Origin of the sequence: Roseomonas nitratireducens, from assembly GCF_017813355.1 — a bacterium.
In the GTDB taxonomy this organism is placed as follows: Bacteria; Pseudomonadota; Alphaproteobacteria; order Acetobacterales; family Acetobacteraceae; genus Neoroseomonas; species Neoroseomonas nitratireducens.
On the sequence record NZ_JAGIYZ010000020.1, the window covers coordinates 1 to 22427 of the forward strand.

Genomic DNA, 22427 nt, shown 5'->3' on the forward strand with positions numbered 1-22427 from the left:
AGCCGCCGCCATCGCCGGCCGCGCCGCCGCCTCCCACGCCGCCGCCGCCTCCGCCTGCGCCAGCACCGCCATCGCCGGCGCCCGCACCGCCGCCGCCGCCGCCGGCGCCACCGCCACCCGCGCCACCGCCCCCTGCGCCACCGCCCCCTGCACCACCGCCGCCGCCATCGCCGCCATCATCGTCGGCCAGCGCCGGCGCGCCCCCGAGCAGCAGGAGCAACGCCAGCACGGCAAAGGGACCGAAACCTCGACTGCGCAAACCTCTCGCCCTCGTCAGACCATGATTCCCGGGATATGAGACACCGAAACGGTTGCACCATTCCTTATTCTCCGGAGTCGTCATCGCGTGTCCTCCTTCCAAGCGGACCTGGTCGCGCTCCTGCCGCGCCTTCGCCGCCTGGCCCGGGCGCTGACCGGGAGTCCCGCGGCGGCGGACGACCTGGTGCAGGACGCCTGCGAACGGGCCCTCCGGAACCACTCCTCCTTCGAACCAGGAACGCGCTTCGACGCCTGGATGTTCCGGGTGCTGCGGAATTTATGGCTGGACAGCCACCGCCGCCGCGCCGCCCGCGGCGGGGTGCATGAGCCGATCGACGCCGCCGAAACGATCTCCGGGGCGGATGGTGCCGAAATTATGGCACTTCGTCTGTCCGTGAAGGATGTGGAGCGGGCCATGCTGCGTTTGCCGGAGGAGCAACGCGAGGCGCTGGCCCTGACATGCATCGAGGAATTCACCTTCGCCGAGGCGGCGGCCCTTCTGGGCATCCCGCCGGGCACGGTGATGAGCCGGGCGGCACGGGGACGGATGGCACTGGCGCGGATGCTGAAACCCGCCCCAGGAAGGGACGAGTCATGAGCGTCACCGACGAGACCCTGCTGCTGTTCGTCGACGGCCTTCTCCCCGATGCCGAGGCCGAGGCGATCGCCGCCGCGATCGAATCCGACCCCGCGCTCGCCGAGCGCGCCGCGCTGCTGGCCGAAGGGCGCGACGCCGCGCGCGGCGCCTTCGCCGATACGCTGGCGGAACCCGTGCCGGCGCACCTGGTCGCGGCGGCGATGGCGCCGGCCGCGGGGAACGACAATCGCCCGGGCTGGCGGCGCACCGGCTTCGGGCTGCTCGCCGGCGTGGCCGCGGGATTCGCGCTCGCCCTGTCGCTGCCGAGCGGGGACGGGGACGGGATGCTGACGCCGCGCATCCTGGCCGCGCTGGATTCGCGGGCCGGGACCGTCGGCGGCGGCGTCGTCGTCGCCGGCACCCACGCGACCGAGGCGGGCATGATCTGCCGCGCCTTCACCGTGGCCGAACGCGCCGGCGGGATGGCAGGCCTCGCCTGCCGGGAGGAGAATGGCTGGCGCCTGCGCGCCGCCGTCGCCCGCGCCGGCGGGGGCGGCTACCAGCCCGCGAGCGGCGTCGACCCCCTGATCGGGGAGGTGCTGGAACGGCTCGGCGCCGGCCCGGCGCTCTCGGCCGAGGAGGAAGCCGCGGCGCGCCGTCGCGGCTGGACGCCGGCGTACTGACCGCGCGCCCGGCCCGCCGTTGAGCATGGCGGGCAAGCATTCGCTCGCTTCGATCGTGCCGGCGCGGTCCGCCGCTCCGACGGCATGACGCGACAAGCGGCACGGAGGCAAACCCCCGTGCCGCATACCAGACCATTCCTCGTGGCCGCGACCGTCGCATGGCGCGACATCGGCAGGATGCCGGGCCACCCCCCAGCGGCCCGGCACCCACCCTCGGCATCCGCGGCGCCCCGCGACTGGCAGGACGCGCGGCGGTGGTCGCGGTCCCGGCATGGCCGGGACCGTCCCGCGCCTCAGCCGAAGGAGAAGTCGTCGCTCGTCAGCGACGCGACGCGCACGCCGACCAGCGTGACCGAGACGCCATCCAGCGGGTCGCCCCAGGCGACGACGGCGTTGCCGCCGAGATCCTGGCGGAAGCGGAGGTCCGAGAAATCGTCCACGCCCGCATGGGCGATCTGGATCTTGTCGTCGGTGACCGAGAAGTCGGTGATGCGGTCGGCCCCCGTGCGGCCTTCGAAGCGGAAGGTGTCGTCGTCCGCGCCGCCGGTCATCACGTCGTTGCCGAGCCCGGCGAGGAAGAAATCCGCACCCGTGCCGCCACGCATGACATCGGCGCCCGCGCCGCCGTCGAGCGTGTCGGCCTCGGTGCCGCCATCCATCACGTCGTTGCCGATGCCGCCGCGCAGGATGTCGTTGCCGGCCTCGCCGAACATGCGGTCGGCGCCGTCGCCGCCTTCCAGCGTGTCGTTGTCCGCGCCGGCGTTGAGCTGGTCGGCGCCCGCGCCGCCGCGCAGCAGGTCGTTCTCCTTGCCGCTGCGCAGGATGTCGTTGCCGATGCCGCCGTCGAGCGTATCGTTGCCGAGATCGTCCACCAGCACGTCGTCGCCCGCGTCGCCGAACATCACGTCGTTGCCGATGCCGCCGACCAGGCTGTCGAAGCCGGCGCCGCCATGGATCGTGTCGTCCTCCGCGCCACCGAAGACGGTGTCGTTGCCGTCGCCGCCGAGGATGCTGTCGTTCCCGGACTCGCCCCACAGCACGTCGTTGCCGAGGCCGCCGGAGATGAAGTCATTGCCGGCGCGGCCGAAGACGATGTCGGCAAGGCTGCTGCCGACCAGCCGGTCGCTGTCCTCGGTGCCATGGATGGTGGGCATCGTTTTGTTCTCCCGGTTCTGATTTGGCCGGCGCGGGGCGACCCGATCCGGTTGCCGGTACAACGCAATCCTGCGCGAGGTTCATCCGACGGGCTGGGTCATCGCATTCGCGTCATTTCGTTCGCGCGGAGGCGCAACCCTTCCGCGGACGGCATTCACGCTTCGATCCTGCGCGCGGTCGACACAGCTGCGATGCCCGCCGGGGGCGCGGCGCCGGCCAGGGCGCGGGTCAGGCCGCGTGCATCGCCGGCGCGCCGGCCGTCATTCCCCGGAATCGCTGCCCGCCGACCATTCCGCGATGCGCGAGAGGTGGTCGTACTCCCCGCCCGCCGCCGCGCGCCCGGGATGCGGGCGCGACAGGAAGGGTGCGTCGCCCAGCAGCCAGCGTTCCGCCAGCGCCGCGAGGCGATCCGCCGCGAGGTCGGCGTAGCGCGCGCCATCCTCGGTCGCGGCGCCGAGGGCGCGGACCTCGCCCGGCTGCTCGCCGCCGGTCAGGCGCCAATACAGCAGGTCCCCGACCAGCCCGTCCCCGGTGCCCGGGAAGCCGCCCTGCTCCAGCAGCCAGGCCTCGATCGGCAGTTGCGGTGCGCCGCCGGCGGCAAGGTCGCGCGCCTTGGGGACAACGCCGGTCTTGTAGTCCACCACGCGCCAGGACCCGTCCGGCAGGCGGTCCAGCCGGTCGGCGCGGGCCTCGACCTCCACCTCGCCTCCGGGCAGGCGCAGCAGGGCGCGGCCCTTCACCTCGACAAGGCAGGCGGACAGCGGCGCGGGGCCGCGCAGCGCGGCCTCCTGCTCCAGCACGAAGGCGCCGATATTCGCCAGTCGCGGCGCCCAGAAGGCGAGCACGCCCGGCCGCTCGGCATGGGCGGCGAGCGCGGCGGCGGATGCGGCGTGCCAGGCCTGGGCGGCCGGCGCCTCCCCCGGCCAGCCCGTGCCGATGGCGCGCAGGAAATGCGCCATCGCGACATGCACGAGGTTGCCGTAGTCGAGCGCCCCGACCTCCTCCTCCAGCGGCTTCAGCGCGGAGAGGTTCAGGATGCGCCGCGCGTAGAAGGCGTAGGGGTCGGCGATCAGCAGCTGCGCGTCGGACACCGTCAGCCGCCGCGGCCGGCGCGCGGCGGGCGGCGCCGGGGCGGGACGTCGCCAGGGCGTCACGCTGTCCGGCGCATCCAGCGCCGCGGCCCAGGCGGCGGCGGGGGAAGGTGCGAGCGCCAGCCCCGCCTGCCCGGCGAGGAAGGTGTCGAGCCGCGTCAGCCAGCGCGCCGGCACGGTGGGCGACCCGCCGCGCCGCCCGGCGGCCGAGAGCACCACCTCCGGCGCCGCGGCCGCGGCGAACAGGAAATCCGCGGCGACGCGGCCGATTCGCGCCTCGGGTTCCGGCAGGCCGAAGGCGGCGCGCATCGGGCGGCTCATCCAGGGGCCGGGATCGGTGGCCTGCGGCCAGACCGTCTCCTCCAGCGCGCCGAGCACGACGCGGTCGAAGGATTGCAGCCGCGCTTCCAGCAGGCCGAGGATCGCCACGCGCGGATGCGCCGCATCCCCCCGCCGCCGCGCCGCGCGGAGGGAGGGCGCGACAGGCCCGGCGAGCGTCGCCTCGAACAAGTCGGGCCAATCGGCGGGCGCGATCGGCGGCAGTTTGGGGAGCGCCTCCCGCAGCGCGTGCAGGTGGCGGGCGAGCGGCTCGCCCTCCTCCCCCGCATACAGCCTGAGGCCGCCGGGCAGGTCGGGGGTCGCGGCCAGCGCCTCGGCCGCCTTCATCTGCGCATCGAACAGGTCGGCGACGGGCCGGGCGGGGCTCGTCGGCAGCGCGGCGAAGCCGTCGAGCGCGGCGGCCAGCGCCTTGATCAGCGCCTCGACCGAGGCCGGCGCGTCGCCGCGCGCGGCGGTGACTGCGCCGCGCAGCCCGGCGAGGCCCGGCGCCGGGCGCGGCCCGCGCAGCGCGATCCGTTCGAGCCGCCGCGCCGCGGCGAGCCACTCCGCCCGCTCCATCCCGCCGGCGCACAAGGGGTGCTTGAGCAGCGCGAGCAGCGGGACGGGCGCGAGATCCTCCGCCACCGCGCGCGCCAGCAGGCGGAGGAAGGTCGCGGCGGGCGTCTCGGCCAGCGGGTCGCCGGCCGAATCATCCGCCGTGATGCCGTGGCGGGCGAGGTCCGCCGAGACGCGGCGCGCGAGGTCCCGGTCCGGCGTGACGAGCGCGACGCGGCGGCCGGGCGTTTCCACCGCCTCCCGCAGCAGCAGGGCGATGGCGGCGGCTTCCTGCTGCGCCTCGCTGGCGGTCAGGCGCGACAGGCCCTCCATCGCCGCCCGCCAGCGCGGCGGGTCGCGCTCGGTCCAGGCGGCGAGGCCCTCGGCGGGGGCCAGCGCGCGGGCGAGCAGCACGGCGCGGTCGGGCGCGGCACCGGCAGGGGCGGGTTCGTGCCAGGGAAGAAGGTCCGCGGGCGTCGCGCCGAGCGCGGCGAGCAGCCGCGCCTGGCCGGCCAGCGGATGCGTCGGCGCGGCGCGGACCGCATCCCACAGCGCCGCGTCCATCGGCTCCGGCAAGCCCTGCAACACCACGGCCCCGGCCGGCGCCGCGGCCAGCACGCCGAGCAGCGCGGCGGCGGCCGGGATGGTGCCGCCCGCGCCGATGCCGGCGGCGATCGTCGGCTCGGCGGGCGGCTGGTCGCGCCAGGCCGCCGCCTGGAGCACGAGCGCCTTCACCCTCCGCAGGCCGATGTCGAGCAGGCCGCGATCCTCGAGCCAATCGGCCCAGTCGGTCGCCGCCCCGCGCAGCACGGCGGTGGTGATGCGCCAATGCGCCGCGTGCCGGTCCGGCACCAGCCCGTCGAGCCGCGCGAGCCAGCCCTCGGCGAAGGCGCGCGGCCCGGCCTCGGCCACCAGGGCGAGGTCGGATTCCTCGAGCGCCACCTCGTCGAACAGCCGGGCGAGTTCGCCGGCGAGCAGCCAGGCCTGTTCCGGCGTGGCCGGCCCGCCGGCGCGGGACGGGATGCGCGCGGCCATGGCGGCGAGCACCGCCTGCCGCGTGAGCGGATCGACCGCGGGCGGCAGGTCGAGCAGATCGGGCAGCGCGAGCTCGTCCGCTTCCTCGGTGGACAGGCCCGCCAGCGCGCGCATGCGCGGCAGCAGCAGGGCGCGGCCGCCGGCGGCGGTCAGGAAGGCTTCCCGCAGCCCGCGCGCGGCGCGCCGCGTCGGCAGCAGGATGGTGGCGCGGGCGAGTGCGACGGGATCATCCGCCGGCATCCGCGCCAGCAGCCCGGCGGCCAGGGTTTCAAGGAAGGGCGCGTGCGGCGGGATGGCGTGCAGGGTCATCCGCGCCCGCCCTTCAGAACAGCGCCCGCGTCAGGCCCGCGCGCAGCGTGTCCTCCGCGTTGCGCAGGTCCTCGGGCGTCGAGAGGTGGAACCACACGCCGTCATGCACGAGCCCGAACAGGCGGCCTGATTCCATCCCGCGGTCGTACAGGCGGTTCAGGCTGAAGGCCCCGGCCGGCGCGCCTTCGAACAGCGCGGGGTTGAGGATCTGCACGCCGGCATAGAGGTAGGGCGCGATCTCCCGTTCCTTCGGGCGACGCATCCGCCCGACCGGGTCGAGCAGGAAATCGCCCTTGCCGACCACGCCTTCCACCTGCGTGGTGCGCACCATCAGCAGCAGCGCGTCCATCTCCGCCGGGTCGAAGGCGGCGGCGAGCCGCGCGAGCGCCGGCGTCGGGCCATCCAGCCAGAAGGCATCGCCATTCACCACCGCGAAGGGCGCGCCGCCCAGCGCCGGCAGCGCGCGCGCCACGCCGCCGCCGGTTTCCAGCAGCGTCTCCTCCGCCTGGAGATGGATGCGCGGATGGTCGCGCCGGGCCATCGCGATCGCGATCTGCTCCCCGCGCCAATGCGCGTTCACCACGGCCTGCGTGACGCCGGCCGCGGCGAGCCGGTCCAGCGCATGGTCGAGCAGCGAGCGGCCATCCAGTTCCAGCAGCGGCTTGGGCCGGTCGTCGGTCAGCGGCCGCATGCGCGTGCCGAGGCCGGCGGCCAGCACCATGGCGTGGGTCAGGGCAATCATGCGGCCTCCGTCGCGGCGGCGGGTGTGGTGCGGCGCGCGGGCGGCACATGGGCGTCGAGGATGTCGCGCAGCGGCGTCGCCGCCGGATGCGCCAGCGCGGCATCGAGCAGCCGCCAGCAGCGTGGGCCATGCGCCAGGTAGCGCGGCTTGCCGTCACGCCGGTCGAGCCGCACCCACAATGCCGCGACGCGCAGATGCCGCTGCGCCGCGCAGGCGGCCATGGCGGCGGCGAAGCCGTCCCGGTCCACGTCGCCGCGCGCATCGAGGTAGCGGTCGATCGCGGCGGCGCGGATCTCGGGCGCGACGTCGCGCCGCGCATCCTCGACCAGCGAGACCAGGTCATAGGCCGGGTGGCCGATCGCGGCATCCTGGAAGTCGATGATCCCGGTGCGGCGCGGGCCGGCGCGGTCTTCCAGCCGCAGCAGGTTGGCGGGGAAGTAGTCGCGATGGACGAAGCCGTCCGTGCGCGCGAAGGGCGCGAGCATGGCGCGGATCGCCTCGTCGAACGCCGCGCGCGTCGCGGCATCCGCGGGCGCGCCCATCGCCGCCGGCCACCACCAGTCGAGGAAGGTCGCCGCGGTCGCCCGGGCCATGGCCGCGCCGTCCCAGGCGGGCAGGAAGGCGGGCGGGGCATGGGCGTGCAGCGCGGCCAGCGCCTCCGCCGCTTCCAGATACAAAGGCAGCGGATCGGCGCCGGCATCGAGCAGCGCCGCATGCGTCGCGTCGGAAAAATCCTCGATCAGCAGGAAGCCGGCTGCCGGATCCTCCGCGAGGATACTCGGCGCCGAGAGCCCGATGCCCGAGATGTGGCGCGCGACGGCGAGGAACGGGCGCACATCCTCGGGCGGCGGCGCGTCCATCAGCAGCGCGGGCGCCGGCCCGCCGACCAGCCGCGCATAGCGGCGGTGGGACGCATCGGCCGGCAGCGGCACCAGGCGCGCGGCGCCGAAGCCGGCGGCGCGGAGGAAGTCTCCCGCCTCCCTCATGCCGCCAGCGCCCGCATCCGCGCATCCCAGCCCGACAGCGTCGCGCGGCGCGCATCCTCCGCATCGCCCTGCGCCAGCGCGACACGCAGCGCGTCCGCAGGCGCCAGGCCGCCCAGCCTTTCAGGCCATTCCACCAGCACGATCCCTTCCCGCGCTTCGTCCCAGCCGAGTTCCGCAAGCCCCGCCGGCCCGTCCAGCCGATAGAGGTCGAAATGATGCGCGGCGCAGGCCGGCAGGTCGTAGGACTGCACCAGGGTGAAGGTCGGGCTCGGCACTTCCAGCGCCGGGTCGCCGGATGCTGAGCGCAGCACGGCACGGGCGAATTCGCTCTTTCCCGCGCCGAGCGCGCCTTCCAGCAGCACCGCATCGCCCGGCCGCAGCAGCGCGGCGAGGCGCGCGGCCAGGGCATGGGTGGCGGCAAGGTCCGGCAGGTCGATGGTCACGGTCCGGGGCATCGGGGGGCGGGCCGGGGAGCACCCGGCTAGGATCGGCGGCCCGACCCGTCTATCACGCGGGCCGGGATTCGGGGGAGTGGCCATGGCCGCGCAGGTCGAAACGGATGTCGCGATCATCGGCGCGGGGCCGGTCGGGCTCTTTGCCGTGTTCGAATGCGGCATGCTGCGCATGAAATGCGTCGTGATCGACGCGCTGGAAGCCGTGGGCGGCCAATGCAGCGCGCTCTATCCGGAAAAGCCGATCTACGACATCCCCGCGCATCCCTCGATCGCGGGCGGGGAATTGGTCGCAGCACTTGAAAAGCAGGCTGAGCCCTTCGGCGCGACCTACCTGCTCGGCCGGCGCGTCGAGGGCCTGGCGAAGGATGGGGAGGCGATCCTGCTGACCACCAGCGCGGGCGACACCGTGCGCTGCAAGGCGGTGATCATCGCCGCCGGCGCGGGCGCCTTCGGGCCGAACCGGCCGCCGCTGGAAGGGCTGCCCGGCTACGAGGCCTCCGGCGCCGTGCGCTACATGGTGACGCGGCGGGAGGAGTTCCGCGGCAAGCGCGTGGTGATCGCGGGCGGCGGGGATTCGGCAGTGGACTGGGCGCTGTCGCTGAAGGACATCGCGGCGAAGGTGACGGTGGTGCACCGCCGGCCGAAATTCCGCGCCGCGCCGGAAAGTGCCGCGCAGCTGGACGCGGCCGCGCAGCGCGGGGAGATCGAGCTCGCCATCCCCTACCAGCTGCATGGGCTGAAGGGCGATGGATCGACCCTCGAATCCGTCGTGCTCGCGACGCTGAAGGGGGAGGAGATGGCGGTGCCGGCCGACCACCTGCTCGCCTTCTTCGGGCTGTCGATGGACCTCGGCCCGATCGCCGAATGGGGGCTGGGGCTGGAGCGCAGCCACATCGCGGTGGAGCCTTCGACCTGTGCCACGAACATCGACGGCGTGCACGCGATCGGGGACATCGCGACCTATCCGGGCAAGCTCAAGCTGATCCTGCAGGGGTTCTCGGAAGCGGCGATGGCGGCGCATGCGATCCACCCCAGGGTGTTCCCGGGGGAGGCGCTGCATTTCGAGTATTCGACGAGCAAGGGGGTTCCGGCGGCGTGAGGTCGGGGGAGGTTCCCCTCCCCCGCCCTTCATCCGAACAGCGACATCTGCACGGGCCGCCCGAACGCGGTGCGCGGCACCACGCTCTGGCGCAGATCCGCCGCGTCCAGCGTCCGCGGCACATGCCCCGCCGCGGTGACGAAGGGCGCGATCCTCGTCACCGGCAGGGATAGCCGCGCGAGGTCCTCCATGCGCAGCGTGCGGTGGCGCCGTGCCGCCAGCAGCCGCGCCACCGTCTTCGTCCCGAGGCCCGGCACGCGCAGCAGCATCTCCCGCGGCGCGTGGTTGAGGTCGACGGGGAAGCGGTCCCGATGCTTCAGCGCCCAGGCGAGCTTCGGGTCGGCCTCGAGGTCGAGCATCCCGCCATCGCCGCCGGCCATGATTTCCGGCAGGGAGAACCCGTAGAAGCGCAGCAGCCAGTCCGCCTGGTACAGCCGGTGCTCGCGCACCAGCGGCGGCGGCACCGGCGGCAGCAGCGCGGCGGCGTCGGGAATCGGCGAATAGGCCGAGTAGTAGACGCGCCGCAGCCCGTGCGCGGCGTACAGCGTGGTGGACAGGCCGAGGATCGCGCCATCGTCGGATGCATCCGCGCCGACGATCATCTGCGTGCTCTGCCCCGCGGGGGCGAAGCGCGGCGGCTTCGCGCGGCGCGCGGTGCGGCGGGCCTCCTTCGCCTCGTCGATCGACAGCGTCAGGCGGCCCATGGCGCGGCGGATGCCGGGCAGGTCCTTCTCGGGCGCGAGGCGCTTGAGGCTCGCCTGTTGCGGCAGTTCCACGTTGATCGACAGCCGGTCGGCGTAGCGCCCGGCGGCCTCGAGCAGCGCCGGGTCGGCATCCGGGATCGTCTTGAGGTGGATGTAGCCGTGGAAGCCGTGCTCTTCCCGCAGCGACCGCGCGACGCGCACCAGTTGTTCCATCGTGTAGTCGGGCGAGCGGATGATGCCGGAGGACAGGAACAGCCCCTCGATGTAGTTGCGCCGATAGAAGTCGAGCGTCAGGCCGACGACCTCCTCCACCGTGAAGCGCGCGCGGGGCACGTTGCTGGACGCGCGGTTGACGCAATAGGCGCAGTCGAAGACGCAGGCATTGGTCAGCAGCACCTTGAGCAGCGAGATGCAGCGCCCGTCCGGCGCATAGGCGTGGCAGATGCCGCTGCCTTCCGTGCTGCCGAGGCCGCCCTTGCGGGAATCGCGGCGCTCGGTGCCGGAGGAGGCGCAGGAGGCGTCGTACTTCGCGGCGTCGGCGAGGATCTCGAGCTTGCGGCGCAGGTCCATGGGTCGCGGTGTCCGGAGGGTATGTTCACTATATGTTCGTACATCCGGCGGCACAATCGCATCGTCTCTTGCTGCGTTGCAGCGTAACGGGGCAAGAACGGGTCGCGATCGAGGAGGCTCACCATGGCCGCGCGGAAACTCTGGTTCGTCTGGGGCGGCGTCTTCGCCGACAGCGCCTGGCAGGAGATCGAGTCCGGCACCGAGCAGTGCTTCGGCCCCTTCCACGATGCCGCGACGGCGGAACGCACCTGGCGCGACGAGATGCGCCGCCGCGTGGACACGGCGCAGCACCGCCTGTTCGTGCTCGAGGTGCCCCGGCCGGGCGGCGACTCAGCCGGCTGAGGCCTTGAGCACCTCGCCCGCGAGGTAGAGGCTGCCGCAGACCAGCACGCGCCCCGGCGGGCCTTCCCGCCCGATCCGCGTCAGCGCCTGGGTCACGGTGGGACCGGGGCGCGCGACGCCGCCGCTTGCCGCGACGATGTCCTCGACCGGCATGGCCAGGTGTTGCCCGGGTTCCGCGACCGCGGTCAGCGTCGTGGCGAAGGGGATCAGCGGGCGGAGGAAATCGACGCTCGCCTTGCCCTTCTTCATGCCGACGACCAGGTGCAGCGGCCGGTCGGCCCAGGCGGGCAGATGGGCCGCCAGCGCCACGCCCGCGCCCGCATTGTGCCCGCCATCCAGCCAGAGCTCGAAGCCCGGCGGCAGCGAATCGGCCAGCGCGCCCGACAGGCGCTGCAGCCGCGCCGGCCATTCGGCGGCGGCGACGCCGCGCGCGATGGCATCGTCCGTCAGCCAGGCCGGGTTCCAGGCGCGCAGCGCGGCGATGGCGATCCCCGCATTCTCGATCTGGTGCGGGCCCGGCAGGCCGGGGGGCGGCAGGTCGATCGCGCCCCGCGCATCGGTGTAGCGCAGCCCACGCGGGACGGGCTCGCAGCGCCAGTCCCGCCCGCGCGCGAGCAGTGGCGCGCCGTGGTCGGCCGCGACGCGCGCCAGCATCGCGGCGGCCTCCTCGGCATGCGCGCCGGTCGCACAGGGCACGCCGGGCTTCATGATGCCGGCCTTCTCGAAGGCGATGGCGCCCAGCGTGTCGCCGAGAAAATCCATGTGGTCCATGGACAGGCTCGTGATCGCCGTCGCCACCGGCCGGTCCACGACGTTGGTCGCGTCGAGCCGCCCGCCCAGGCCCACTTCCAGCACCAGCATGTCCGCCGGCACGCGGCTGAACAGCAGCAGCGCGGCCGCGGTCGTGATCTCGAAGACGGTGATCGGCTCGCCGCCGTTCGCCGCCTCCGCTTCCTCGAGCGCCGCGGTCAGCGCGACGTCGGAGACGAGCGTTCCGGCCAGCCGCACGCGTTCATGGAACCGCACCAGGTGGGGGGAGGTGTAGACATGCACGCGCTGCCCCGCCGCCTCGCCGATCGCGCGCAGGAAGGCGCAGGTGCTGCCCTTGCCGTTGGTGCCCGCGACATGGACCACCGGCGGCAGGCTGCGTTCGGGGTGGCCGAGCGCCGCGAGCGCGCGATGCATCCGCCCGAGGCTGAGGTCGATCAGCTTCGGATGGAGCGCGTGCAGGCGCTCGACGATCGCCTCGGCGCGGGACACGCGGGTCAGGCCTTGGCCGGGCTTGCCTCGGCCTCGCTGGGCAGGCCCTCGGCCGCCTCGGGCGCCGGAGCCTCGGCCGGCGCCTCGACCAGCGGCGTGCGCAGCAGGCCGATGATGCGCGCCAGCGTCGCGCGCATCTCCCCCCGCTTGACCACCATGTCGAGGATGCCGTGCTCCAGCAGGTATTCCGCGCGCTGGAAGCCCTCGGGCAGCTTCTCCCGCACCGTCTGCTCGATCACCCGCGCGCCGGCGAAGCCGATCAGCGCGTTGGGCTCGGCGATGTGGATGTCGCCCAGCATGGCGAAGGACGCGGTCACGCCGCCGGTCGTCGGGTCGCACATCACCACGATGAAGGGCAGGCCCGCTTCCTTGACCAGCCGCGTCGCGATGACGGTGCGCGGCATCTGCATCAGCGACACCGCGCCTTCCTGCATGCGCGCCCCGCCCGAGGCGGTGAAGACGATCAGCGGCGCGTCCTGCAGTACGGCGAGCTTGGCGGCGGTGACGATCGCCTCCCCCACGCCCGCGCCCATCGAGCCGCCCATGAAGGCGAACTCGAAGGCGGCGACGACGGCGCGCTGGCCGTCGATCGCGCCATGCGCGACCGCCACCGCGTCATCCATCGAGGACTTGGTCTGCGCTTCCTTCAGCCGGTCCGTGTAGCGGCGCTGGTCGCGGAAGCGCAGCGGGTCGGCCGGCGCCCGCGGCAGCTCGATGCGGGAAAAGCCGGGATCGAGCGTGCATTCCAGCCGCCGCGCGGCGGAAATCCGCATGTGGTGGCCACAATGCTGGCAGACATGCAGCGCCGTCTCGAGGTCGCGGCGGAAGATCATCTGCTCGCAGGACGGGCATTTGTGCCAGAGGTTCTCCGGCACGTCCCGCTTGAACAGGCCCGAGATCTTCGGCAGGGCCCAGTCGGAAATCCAGTTCATGAACGGCACTCGCCCCCGATGGCCGGCGGGCGCAGGGCGTCCGCGGCGGCGCCGGACCACCGGCGCGGCGCCTTATATGGGGTGCCGGGCCCGGGGGCCAGCCGCCCGGCATGGCTGGACGAAGGATCGGCCCGCGCCCATGTTCGCGCGTGACCGATAGACCCTATCAATCGCTGCCTCGCCGATGAACCTCCGCGACCTCCGCTACATGCTTGCCTTGGCCGAGCACCGCCATTTCGGCCGCGCCGCGGAGGCCTGCCGCGTCTCCCAGCCGACGCTCTCGGTCCAGCTGCGGCGGCTCGAGGAAACGCTCGGCGTCGTGCTGTTCGAGCGCAGCAGCAAGCAGGTGGTCCCGACCCCGGTCTGCGAGATGCTGCTCGCCCATGCCCGGATCGCGGTGGCGGAGGTGGACGCCATGGCGGCGCTGGCCCGCGCCACCGCCGACCCGCTGCGCGGGCCGTTGCGCCTGGGGGTCATTCCCACCCTCGGCCCCTACCTGCTGCCGCTGGTCTTCGCGCCGCTACGCGCGGCGCTGCCGCAGCTGGAGATCGAGCCCTGGGAGGACGTGACCGGCGCGCTGCTGGAACGGCTGCGGGTGCACGAGCTGGACGCCGCGCTGATCGCGACCGAGCCCGAGGGCGCCGACCTGTCGACCGAGCCGCTGTTCACCGAGCCCTTCCTCGCCGCGCTGCCGCCCGAGCACGCGCTGTGCGGCCGGGCCCGGGTGGCGGAGGAGGACCTCGCCCCGGACGTGCTGGTGCTGGCCGACGGGCACTGCCTGCGGGACCAGGCGCTGGCCGCCTGCGGCCTCGCCGGCCCGCGGGGCGGGTCGCTGCGCGCTTCGTCGCTGGCGACGCTGATCAACATGGTCGCCGCCGGCTACGGCACGACGCTGATCCCGGGACTTGCGGCGGGCGCGGCGCAGGATGCGGGCATCACGCTGGTGCCGCTGAAGCGGCGGGCGACGCGCACGGTGCGCATCGCCTGGCGCGCCGCCTTCCCCCGCCGCGCGGCGGTGGAGGCCGTGGCGAAGGTGATCGCAGAACGGCTGCGCGGCTTCTCCGCCGCGGCGGAATGAAGGCGGCCGCCGAGCACGATATCCGTCCGGCCGGACGGATGGCGCGCTACGCCGCCTTGCGCACCCCGTGCACAGCTTCGGCCAGCGCGCGCACCTGGTCGAGCACCTTGCGCACCGTGTCCGGCTTCGCGCGGCCCTGCTCGTCGAGGCTCGCCGCCAGCGTGTCCACCAGCGCCGTGCCGACCACCGCGCCATCGGCCAGCCGCGCCGCTTCCGCCGCCTGTTCCGGCGTGCGGATGCCGAAGCCGATGCAGATCGGCAGGTCGGTATGCGGGCGCAGCCGCGGCACGGCGGCGGCGAGGTCCGCCGTGCTCGCGCTGCGCGTGCCGGTGATGCCGGTGATCGAGACGTAATAGACGAAGCCCGAGGTCGCCGCGAGCACGCGCGGCAGGCGCGCCTCGTCCGTCGTCGGCGCCACCAGGCGGATCAGGTCGAGGCCGTTCGCCTTCGCCTGCGGCTCCACCTCGTCCGCTTCCTCGGGCGGCACGTCGACGATGATGAGTCCGTCGACGCCCGACGCCGCGGCATCGGTGCAGAAGCGATCCACGCCGTAGGACAGGACGGGGTTGTAGTAGCCCATCAGCACGATCGGCGTCGCCGCGTCCTCCTTGCGGAAGTCGCGCACCATGGCGAGCACGCCGGCGAGCGTAGCGCCCGACTTCAGCGCGCGCAGCCCGCCCTTCTGGATCGACGGGCCATCGGCCATCGGGTCGGTGAAGGGCACGCCGATCTCGATCACGTCCGCGCCGGCGCCGGGCAGGCCGCGCAGGATCGCCATCGATGTGGCGGGGTCGGGATCGTAGCCTTCGAGGAAGGTGACGAGCGCGCCGCGCCCCTGCTCCTTCAGCGCGGCGAAGCGCGTGGATATCCTGCTCATTGATATACCCTCAGACGGCGGGCGCCGCCCGTCCGGGCGGCTTGCCTTCGCGCCGTGGACTGGTGCGCCGGCGATGGATGGCGATCGGGGCGCGGTCGCGCCGTGCGCTCCCGGCCCGCGCCGATGCGCGGGCCGCCCGTCATGCCGTGGCCGATCACAGCTTCACCCCGAGGTGCCGGGCGACGGTGAAGATGTCCTTGTCGCCGCGGCCGCACATGTTCATCACGATGATCTTGTCCGCCGGCATCGCCGGCGCCTGGTGCAGCACATAGGCGAGCGCATGCGCGGGCTCGAGCGCCGGGATGATCCCTTCCAGCTTCGAGCAGAGCTGGAAGGCGGCCAGCGCCTCGTCGTCGGTCGCATGCACGTAGTTCACGCGGCCGAGCTCGTGCAGCCAGGAATGCTCCGGCCCGACGCCCGGATAGTCGAGCCCCGCGCTGATCGAATGCGCTTCGAGGATCTGCCCGAACTCGTCCTGCAGCAGGTAGGTGCGGTTGCCGTGCAGCACGCCCGGCCGGCCCTTGGTCAGAGACGCGGCGTGCTCATGCGTCTCGACGCCCTTGCCCGCGGCCTCGACGCCGTACATCGCGACGGATTCGTCGTCGAGGAACGGGTAGAACAACCCCATGGCGTTCGATCCGCCGCCGATCGCGGCGACCAGCGCATCCGGCAGGCGGCCTTCCGCGGCCATCATCTGCTCGCGCGTCTCCTCCCCGATCACCGACTGGAAGTCGCGCACCATGGCCGGGTAGGGGTGCGGGCCCGCCACCGTGCCGATGCAGTAGTAGGTGTCGTGGACATGCGCGACCCAGTGGCGCAGCGCCTCGTTCATCGCGTCCTTCAGCGTGGCGGCGCCGGAGGTCACCGGCACCACCTCCGCCCCCAGCAGCTTCATCCGGAAGACGTTGGGCTGCTGGCGCTCGACGTCCGTCGCGCCCATGAAGACCGTGCAGGGCAGGTCGAACAGGGCGCAGGCCGTCGCGGTGGCGACGCCATGCTGGCCGGCGCCGGTCTCGGCGATGATGCGCGTCTTGCCCATCTTCTTGGCCAGCAGGATCTGGCCGAGCACCGCGTTGATCTTGTGCGCGCCGGTGTGGTTCAGCTCGTCGCGCTTGAAATAGACCTTCGCCCCCATGCCCGGCGCGGCCTTGGCGCGCAGGTGCTTCGTCAGGCGGTCCGCGTACCAGAGCGGGCTCGGCCGGCCGACGTAGTGCGTCAGCAGGCGGCGCCATTCCGCCTGGAAGGCCGTGTCCTTCTTCGCTGCCTCGTAGGCCTGCTCGACCTCGAGGATCAGCGGCATCAGCGTCTCGGCGACGAAGCGCCCGCCGAACTGGCCGAAGCGGCCGCGGGCATCGGGGCCCTGGCGGAAGGAATTGGGCAGGGGCTTGTTCAAGGGGCTCTCTCGGACGTCCGGGAAAGCCGGGGGTTTAGCGGATCGCCCCCGGCTCGGCCATAGGCCGGCGCCTCCCGCCGTCCGCGCGCGGGGCGAACCCGCGCGCGCCGGGGCTCAGCGCGGCCGCACGTCGATCACATGCTGCCGCATATGGCCCGCCACCTCACCCACCGCGCGGCCGCGATGCGCGGCGTCGCCCTGCGTCTCGGTGCCGACGCTGCGGCAGCCTTCCCGGCTGCGGAGATACGCGGCGATCGTCTGCTCATTGGCCCCGATGCGGAACAGCGAGGCGCCGGCGACGCCCGAGGTGCGTTCGCGCCACAGCCCGTCCCCGCCCTGCTGCCAGACGCAGCGCGTGATGTTCTCCCCCTGCGCGTCGGCGCGCACCGGGCCGGGCGGGTCGTCGAAGCCGTGCCGGGCGTTCGCGATGGTGCTGACCGTGACATCGCCGCTCGCGGCGCGGAGGTAGGAGGCCAGGTCGTCGCAGGCCGGCTTGCCCGTGCGGTTGTCGCGGTCGCCCACGATGATCCGGATCGGCCGCCGCCCGGTATCGCGGTTGCCGACGCGATAGGCGCATTCCGGCGCCACCGCCGCGAAGGCCAGGAACCGCGCCGCATTGGCCGGGCGCCCCTGCTGCGCCCAGGCATGGGCCGCGAGCAGCGTGCCGCCCCCGCCGCCTTCCCCGAAGCCCACCAGCCCCGCGCGGCGCCGGTCGATGCGCGGATGCTGCGCCGCGGCGTCCAGCGCGCCATAGGCGTCGAGCGCGAAATCCGCCGCGGTGACCCAGGCGCGCTCCGTCGCCGGGCGGGAGGTGTCGATGCTGCGCGGCGCGTAGTGGTCGAGCACCAGCACCGCCGCCCCCGCGCCCTGCAGCGCCGCGACATAGGCTTCCAGATGCGCGTCGCGCTTGCCCCGGACGTCGTGCGACAGGATCACCAGCGGCACCCGCTCCGTCCCCGGCGGCAGGTGGAGATCGGCGATCATCGGCTGGTTGCTGGCGCCGACATAGGTCAGGGGATCGGGCCGGGGCCCCCCGCCGCCGCAGGCCGCGAGCAGCAGGAGCATCAGCAGCGGGGCGAGGCGCGTCATCAGTCGGTTCCTCCCTGGGCGCGCCACGCTGCGGCGCGGGCGGGGGCCTCGTCAACCTGTGGGCGAGGCGCCCTTCGCCGCGGCGACGAAGTCGCGCACCAGACCGGCATCCTTGACGCCCCGCGCCCGCTCGACGCCGGAGGAGACATCGACGCCCGGCGCGCCCGCGATGCGGATGGCCTCGGCCACATTGCCCGGCGTCAGCCCGCCCGCGAGCAGCCAGGGCCGCGGCACCGAACGGCCGGCCATCAGCCGCCACTCGAAGGGCTGCGCGTTGCCGCCCGGCAGCGGCCCGCCCGGCGGCGGGCGGGCATCGAACAGGAAGCGGTCCACCACCGGGGCGAAGTCCGCGACGGGGGCGAAGTCCGCCTCCTCCGCCACGCCGATCGCCTTCATCACCGGCAGGCCGAAGCGGGCGCGGATCGCCGCGGCGCGGGCCGGCGTCTCCTCCCCATGCAGCTGGATCAGGCCGAGCGGGACGGCGGCGAGCACGGCCGCGATCTCGGCATCCGTCGCATCGACGAACAGCCCGACCCTCAGCGGCCCGCCCGGGCGGAGCGCGGACAGCGCCCCGGCCTGCGCCGGCGTGACCGCGCGCGGGGAAGGCGGGAAGAACACGAACCCGATGAGGTCGGCCGCCGCATCGGCGGCGGCGTGAAGCCCCTCGGCATCGCGGATGCCGCAGATCTTGACCTCGATCGCCATCGGTTCAGCCCGGCAGGGTCGCGGCGATGGAAGCCGCCGCCGCCGCCGGGTCCGCCGCGCCGGTGATCGGCCGGCCGACCACGATCCAGTCGGCGCCGGCGGCGACCGCCTCGGCCGGGGTCGCGGTGCGCGCCTGGTCGCCCGCGGCGCTGCCCGCCGGCCGGACGCCGGGCACCACCAGCGCCGGGCCGGGGCCGAGTTCGGCGCGCAGCAGCGCGGCTTCCTGCGGGCTGCACACCAGGCCATCGGCGCCAGCCGCGACCGCCATCCGCGCCAGGCGCAGCACCTGGGCGGCGGGGCTGTCCGCCACGCCGGTCGCGGCCAGCGCGGCGGCGTCCATGCTGGTCAGCACCGTCACGGCGAGCAGCAGCGGGCGATCGGCGCCGGCGCGCTCGGCGGCGTCCCGCGCCGCGGCGACCATCGCCGGGCCGCCGCCCGCATGCAGGGTGACCATCGCCGGGCGCAGCGGCAGCAGGGACCGCAGCGCGCCGGCGACCGTGTTCGGGATGTCGTGCAGCTTCAGGTCCAGGAAGACCGGCGCATGCCGCGTCACCGCCGCGACCGCGGGGGCACCGGCGGCGCAGAACAATTCCAGCCCGACCTTCAGCACGCCGCAGCGCCCGGCGAGTGCGGCCGCGAGCGCTTCCGCCCGTGCCAGGTCGCCCGTGTCGATCGCCGGGATCAGGCGCGCGGCGCCGCCCGCGGGGCGCGCGATCATTCCGCCGGGCCCGCCAGCCGGTCGGCCGCCGCGGCGCGGTCGCGCGCGCGGAAGCCCTCGACCTCCCGCTGCAGGCCTTCCGCCCGGCGCAACGCCGCGCGGCCGCGGCTGCGCAGCGGCAGGTCCGACATCCAGACGATCCCGGCGCCAAGCAGGAAGGCGACGCACGCCGCTAGCAGCACGGCGATCGACAGCGGCGCCTGCCACACCCAGTCGAAGGGCCACAGCCGCAGTTCCACCATCTGCCGGTTCGACAGCGCGAACAGCACGACAAGCCCCGCCAGCGGCAGGAACAGCAGCCAGCGGATCATCTCAGGCCGCGCTGGTCGCGCGCGCCGAGGCACGCGCGGCGGGCTTGTTGATCCGTTCGCGCAGTTCCTTGCCGGGCTTGAAATAGGGCACGGCCTTGGCGGTGACCTCCACCGCTTCCCCCGTGCGGGGATTGCGGCCGGTGCGCGGGTCCCGCGTGCGGGTGGAAAAGGCGCCGAAGCCGCGCAGTTCCACCCGGTCCCCGCGGGCCAGCGCGTCGGTGATCTCGGTGAAGATGGTCGCGACGATCAGCTCGATGTCCGGCAGGCGCAGATGCGGGTTGGCTGCGGCAAGGTGCGCGATCAGCTCCGACTTGGTCATTCCTTGCCTTCCCTCGTGCGCCCGTCCCGGACGCGGCGCCTTTCGCGCTTCAGCGGGAAGGCTGCCAGAGGGCCCGGGGGGCGTCAACGCCAAGCCATTCTGACAAAAGGCTTTTCATGACGCCTTCCGTCGCCTGCGAGATCAGCCGCTCGGTTGTCGAGCGGGTCTGCATGTCGCGCACCGGCAGGCTTTCGGGCACCTCGCGCTCGGCGGCGAGCCAGGCCCGCGCCTCCCTCTCCCCGCCGATCGCGTCGATCAGCCCGACATCCAGCGCCTGGCGGCCGGTGAAGACGCGGCCATCGGCGAGTGCCCGGGCGCGATCGGCGTCCATCCGCCGGCCCGCCACGACCATGCCGACGAACTGCGCGTGCAGGTCCTGGATGACGCGGTCCAGCGCGGCGCGGCCCTCGGCGGACAGCGGCCGGAACAGGCTCGGCTGGTCCTTGAGCGGGCCGGAGGCGATGACCTGCGCGCTGACGCCGAGCCGCGCCATCAGCTCCGACACGTCGAAGGATTGCAGCAGCACGCCGATCGAGCCCGTCAGGCTGGAATCGCGGGCGTAGATCCGCGCCGCGGGCAGCGCCGCCATGTACCCGGCCGAGGCCGCCGTCGCGCCCATCAGCGCCACCACCGGCTTGCGGGCGGCGACGCGGCTGAGCGCGCCGTGCAGCGCCTCCCCCCCCGCGATGGTGCCGCCGGGGCTGTCGATGGCGACGATCACGGCGCGGACCGAGGCGTTCGTCGCGGCGCGGTCCAGCGCCTCGATCACGCGGCGATCCTCGGCGATGAAGCCGTTGATCGGCAGGCGCAGCACATGGTCCCCGCCCGGCAGCACGCGCTCGCCGCGCATGCCGGCGACCAGCGCGATGGCGCCGAACAGCGCGAAGATGGCCAGCGCCCGCCACAGGGTCAGGCGGCGGCGCAGCCGGCGGCGGTCGGCGAGCAGGTCGGGCTCGAGGGACATGCCGCCTCAATGGCGAGGCGCGGGGCGCGACGCAACCCCGCAGATGCAAGAACCCCCGGGCCGTTGCCGACCCGGGGGTTCCGATGCAGCCCGGAAAGGGCGGACGTCTTACTCCTCGCCGGCCATCTCGCGGCGGCGGCGGATCGCCGCGCCGAGGATGTCGCCGAGGGAGGCGCCGCTGTCGGCGGAGCCGTATTCGCGCATCGCCTCGCGCTCCTCCTCGATCTCCTTGCCCTTGATGGTCAGGGCGAGGCGACGGGCGGCGCGGTCCACGGCGGTGACGCGGGCGTCAACCTTCTCCCCGATCGCGAACTTGTCGGGGCGCTGGTCGGCGCGGTCGCGGGCGAGTTCGGCGCGGCGGATGAAGCCGGTCAGGACTTCCTCGACCTTCACCTCGATGCCGTTGGCCTCGACCTTGGTCACGACGCAGGTGACGATGTCGCCCTTGCGCACGCGGTCCAGCACCTCGGCGGCCGGGTCGGCCTCGAGCTGCTTGATGCCGAGGGAGATGCGCTCCTTCTCGACATCGACGTCGAGCACCTTCGCCTTGATGACCTGGCCCTTAGAGTAGCGGTTCATCGCCACTTCGCCGGCTTCCTCCCACGACAGGTCGGACATGTGGACCATGCCGTCCACGTCCGGGCCGACGCCGATGAACAGGCCGAACTCGGTGATGTTGCGGATCTCGCCCTCGATCACGTTGCCGGGCGGGTGGGCCTCCAGGAACAGCTCCCAGGGGTTGCCTTGCGCCTGCTTGAGGCCGAGCGAGATGCGGCGCTTGGGCTCATCCACGTCGAGGATCATCACGTCCACCTGCTCGGAGGTCGCGACGATCTTGCCCGGATGGACGTTCTTCTTGGTCCAGGACATCTCGCTGACGTGCACGAGGCCCTCGACGCCCGGCTCCAGCTCCACGAAGGCGCCGTAGTCGGTGATGTTCGTCACGCGGCCGCCGAACTTGGCGCCGACCGGGTACTTGAGCGCCACGCCGTCCCACGGGTCGGACATCAGCTGCTTCATGCCGAGGCTGATGCGCTGCGTCTCGGAGTTGAAGCGGATGACCTGCACCTTCACGGGCTGGCCGATGGTCAGCGCCTCGCTCGGGTGGTTGATGCGGCGCCAGGCGATGTCGGTGACGTGCAGCAGGCCGTCGACGCCGCCGAGGTCCACGAAGGCGCCGTAGTCGGTGATGTTCTTCACCACGCCGTCCAGGATCATGCCTTCCTTGAGGCCCTGGATCAGTTCGCTGCGCTGTTCGGCGCGCGTTTCCTCGAGCACCGCGCGGCGCGACACCACGATGTTCCCGCGGGCGCGGTCCATCTTGAGGATCTGGAAGGGCTGCGGGCTGCCCATCAGCGGGCCGACGTCGCGCACCGGGCGGATGTCCACCTGGCTGCCGGGGAGGAAGGCCACGGCGCCGCCGAGGTCGACCGTGAAGCCGCCCTTCACGCGGCCGAAGATCACGCCGTTCACGCGCTGGTTGGCGGTGAAGGACTTCTCGAGGTTCGTCCAGGCTTCCTCGCGGCGGGCCTTCTCGCGCGACAGCACGATGGAGCCGTCGCGGTCTTCGTACCGCTCGACGAACAGCTCGATCAGGTCGCCGGGCTTCACCTCGGGCTTCATACCGGGGGCGGCGAATTCCTTGAGGGGCACGCGCCCCTCGCTCTTGAGGCCGACATCGACGACCGCGACATCGTCATCCACCCGGATGACCTTGCCGGTGACGACCGATCCGGCAAATCCGGTGTCGGCGCCAAGCGTTTCATCGAGAAGGGCGGCGAAATCCTCGCTGCCCGCGCGGTCGGCGGTGATGGTGGCCATGCAGTCCTGTGCTTTCCGGTGTCCCCCGCCAGCGCGGCGGGTGATGCGGCCTGCGCGCCCGCCCATGGGCAGGAACGACTT

The 22427-nt window shown here is 73.6% G+C and carries 22 protein-coding genes; 5 read left to right on the forward strand and 17 right to left on the reverse strand.

What is annotated here, in order from left to right; all coding sequences use genetic code 11:
- Positions 1 to 346: 346 nt before the first annotated feature.
- Both J5Y09_RS18355 and J5Y09_RS18360 read left to right on the forward strand, forming a co-directional pair.
- Positions 347 to 856, forward strand: coding sequence for an RNA polymerase sigma factor (locus J5Y09_RS18355; RefSeq protein ID WP_209353278.1), 510 nt, complete (start codon positions 347 to 349; stop codon positions 854 to 856).
- On the forward strand, positions 853 to 1518 hold the full coding sequence (locus J5Y09_RS18360; RefSeq protein WP_209353279.1) for a hypothetical protein: 666 nt from the start codon (positions 853 to 855) through the stop codon (positions 1516 to 1518). Before J5Y09_RS18355 ends, J5Y09_RS18360 begins: the two co-directional genes overlap by 4 nt.
- Positions 1519 to 1811: 293 nt before the next feature.
- Here J5Y09_RS18360 and J5Y09_RS18365 read toward each other — a convergent pair whose 3' ends face one another.
- From J5Y09_RS18365 to tsaE, 5 genes are all read right to left on the reverse strand, one after another.
- The gene (locus J5Y09_RS18365; protein WP_209353280.1) at positions 1812 to 2672 is read right to left on the reverse strand and encodes a calcium-binding protein; all 861 of its coding nucleotides are present in this window, start codon (positions 2670 to 2672) and stop codon (positions 1812 to 1814) included.
- Between the two features lie 261 nt (positions 2673 to 2933).
- The gene (gene addB / locus J5Y09_RS18370) at positions 2934 to 5981 is read right to left on the reverse strand and encodes a double-strand break repair protein AddB (protein WP_209353281.1); all 3048 of its coding nucleotides are present in this window, start codon (positions 5979 to 5981) and stop codon (positions 2934 to 2936) included.
- Between the two features lie 13 nt (positions 5982 to 5994).
- Entirely contained in the window at positions 5995 to 6723 is a 729-nt protein-coding gene (locus J5Y09_RS18375) for a nucleotidyltransferase family protein (RefSeq protein ID WP_209353282.1), read from the reverse strand.
- On the reverse strand, positions 6720 to 7709 hold the full coding sequence (locus tag J5Y09_RS18380; protein WP_209353283.1) for an aminoglycoside phosphotransferase family protein: 990 nt from the start codon (positions 7707 to 7709) through the stop codon (positions 6720 to 6722). Before J5Y09_RS18380 ends, J5Y09_RS18375 begins: the two co-directional genes overlap by 4 nt.
- Positions 7706 to 8164, reverse strand: a complete 459-nt coding sequence (gene tsaE, locus J5Y09_RS18385) for a tRNA (adenosine(37)-N6)-threonylcarbamoyltransferase complex ATPase subunit type 1 TsaE (protein WP_209353284.1) — start codon at positions 8162 to 8164, stop codon at positions 7706 to 7708. The genes J5Y09_RS18380 and tsaE overlap by 4 nt, the downstream gene beginning before the upstream one ends.
- A gap of 82 nt (positions 8165 to 8246) precedes the next feature.
- Here tsaE and J5Y09_RS18390 point away from each other — a divergent pair, with 82 nt between their 5' ends.
- A complete protein-coding gene (locus J5Y09_RS18390; protein ID WP_209353285.1) occupies positions 8247 to 9263 on the forward strand; it encodes an NAD(P)/FAD-dependent oxidoreductase in 1017 nt (338 codons plus the stop codon).
- A 29-nt stretch (positions 9264 to 9292) separates the two neighbouring features.
- Here J5Y09_RS18390 and J5Y09_RS18395 read toward each other — a convergent pair whose 3' ends face one another.
- The gene (locus J5Y09_RS18395) at positions 9293 to 10537 is read right to left on the reverse strand and encodes a putative DNA modification/repair radical SAM protein (protein ID WP_209353286.1); all 1245 of its coding nucleotides are present in this window, start codon (positions 10535 to 10537) and stop codon (positions 9293 to 9295) included.
- 123 nt (positions 10538 to 10660) lie between these two features.
- Here J5Y09_RS18395 and J5Y09_RS18400 point away from each other — a divergent pair, with 123 nt between their 5' ends.
- Positions 10661 to 10879: a DUF4170 domain-containing protein gene (locus tag J5Y09_RS18400; RefSeq protein WP_209353287.1), complete on the forward strand. Its 219-nt coding sequence runs from the start codon at positions 10661 to 10663 to the stop codon at positions 10877 to 10879.
- On the opposite strand, the gene J5Y09_RS18405 is transcribed toward J5Y09_RS18400, so the two are convergent.
- Complete coding sequence (locus J5Y09_RS18405) at positions 10868 to 12139, reverse strand: bifunctional folylpolyglutamate synthase/dihydrofolate synthase (protein ID WP_342451501.1); 1272 nt, start codon at positions 12137 to 12139, stop codon at positions 10868 to 10870. The two genes, J5Y09_RS18400 and J5Y09_RS18405, sit on opposite strands and share 12 nt — an antisense overlap.
- A 5-nt stretch (positions 12140 to 12144) precedes the next feature.
- The gene (gene accD, locus J5Y09_RS18410; protein ID WP_209353288.1) at positions 12145 to 13071 is read right to left on the reverse strand and encodes an acetyl-CoA carboxylase, carboxyltransferase subunit beta; all 927 of its coding nucleotides are present in this window, start codon (positions 13069 to 13071) and stop codon (positions 12145 to 12147) included.
- Between the two features lie 184 nt (positions 13072 to 13255).
- Between accD and J5Y09_RS18415 the strand changes: the two genes are divergently transcribed.
- Entirely contained in the window at positions 13256 to 14149 is an 894-nt protein-coding gene (locus J5Y09_RS18415) for a LysR substrate-binding domain-containing protein (RefSeq protein WP_209353289.1), read from the forward strand.
- A gap of 46 nt (positions 14150 to 14195) precedes the next feature.
- Here the strand turns inward: J5Y09_RS18415 and trpA are convergent, their stop codons facing one another.
- The 9 genes from trpA to rpsA all read right to left on the reverse strand — a co-directional run bounded on the left by trpA (position 14196) and on the right by rpsA (position 22346).
- Positions 14196 to 15026 (reverse strand): tryptophan synthase subunit alpha, encoded by an 831-nt coding sequence (gene trpA, locus J5Y09_RS18420; protein ID WP_209353290.1) that lies wholly within the window; start codon positions 15024 to 15026, stop codon positions 14196 to 14198.
- Between the two features lie 154 nt (positions 15027 to 15180).
- A complete protein-coding gene (trpB, locus tag J5Y09_RS18425; RefSeq protein WP_209353291.1) occupies positions 15181 to 16419 on the reverse strand; it encodes a tryptophan synthase subunit beta in 1239 nt (412 codons plus the stop codon).
- Positions 16420 to 16533: 114 nt separating this feature from the next.
- Positions 16534 to 17508 carry a dienelactone hydrolase family protein gene (locus J5Y09_RS18430; protein WP_209353292.1) on the reverse strand — a complete coding sequence of 325 codons (975 nt, stop codon included), beginning with the start codon at positions 17506 to 17508 and terminating at the stop codon, positions 16534 to 16536.
- 51 nt (positions 17509 to 17559) lie between these two features.
- Positions 17560 to 18213 (reverse strand): phosphoribosylanthranilate isomerase, encoded by a 654-nt coding sequence (locus J5Y09_RS18435; RefSeq protein ID WP_209353293.1) that lies wholly within the window; start codon positions 18211 to 18213, stop codon positions 17560 to 17562.
- Between the two features lie 4 nt (positions 18214 to 18217).
- Positions 18218 to 18931, reverse strand: coding sequence for an orotidine-5'-phosphate decarboxylase (gene pyrF / locus J5Y09_RS18440; RefSeq protein WP_209353294.1), 714 nt, complete (start codon positions 18929 to 18931; stop codon positions 18218 to 18220).
- Positions 18928 to 19242 (reverse strand): LapA family protein, encoded by a 315-nt coding sequence (locus J5Y09_RS18445; RefSeq protein WP_209353295.1) that lies wholly within the window; start codon positions 19240 to 19242, stop codon positions 18928 to 18930. The genes pyrF and J5Y09_RS18445 overlap by 4 nt, the downstream gene beginning before the upstream one ends.
- A gap of 1 nt (position 19243) precedes the next feature.
- Entirely contained in the window at positions 19244 to 19561 is a 318-nt protein-coding gene (locus J5Y09_RS18450; protein WP_198378182.1) for an integration host factor subunit beta, read from the reverse strand.
- Positions 19562 to 19610: 49 nt separating this feature from the next.
- Positions 19611 to 20525, reverse strand: a complete 915-nt coding sequence (sppA, locus tag J5Y09_RS18455; RefSeq protein ID WP_209353296.1) for a signal peptide peptidase SppA — start codon at positions 20523 to 20525, stop codon at positions 19611 to 19613.
- A 108-nt stretch (positions 20526 to 20633) separates the two neighbouring features.
- Complete coding sequence (gene rpsA, locus J5Y09_RS18460; RefSeq protein WP_209353297.1) at positions 20634 to 22346, reverse strand: 30S ribosomal protein S1; 1713 nt, start codon at positions 22344 to 22346, stop codon at positions 20634 to 20636.
- Between the last annotated feature and the right edge of the window lie 81 nt (positions 22347 to 22427).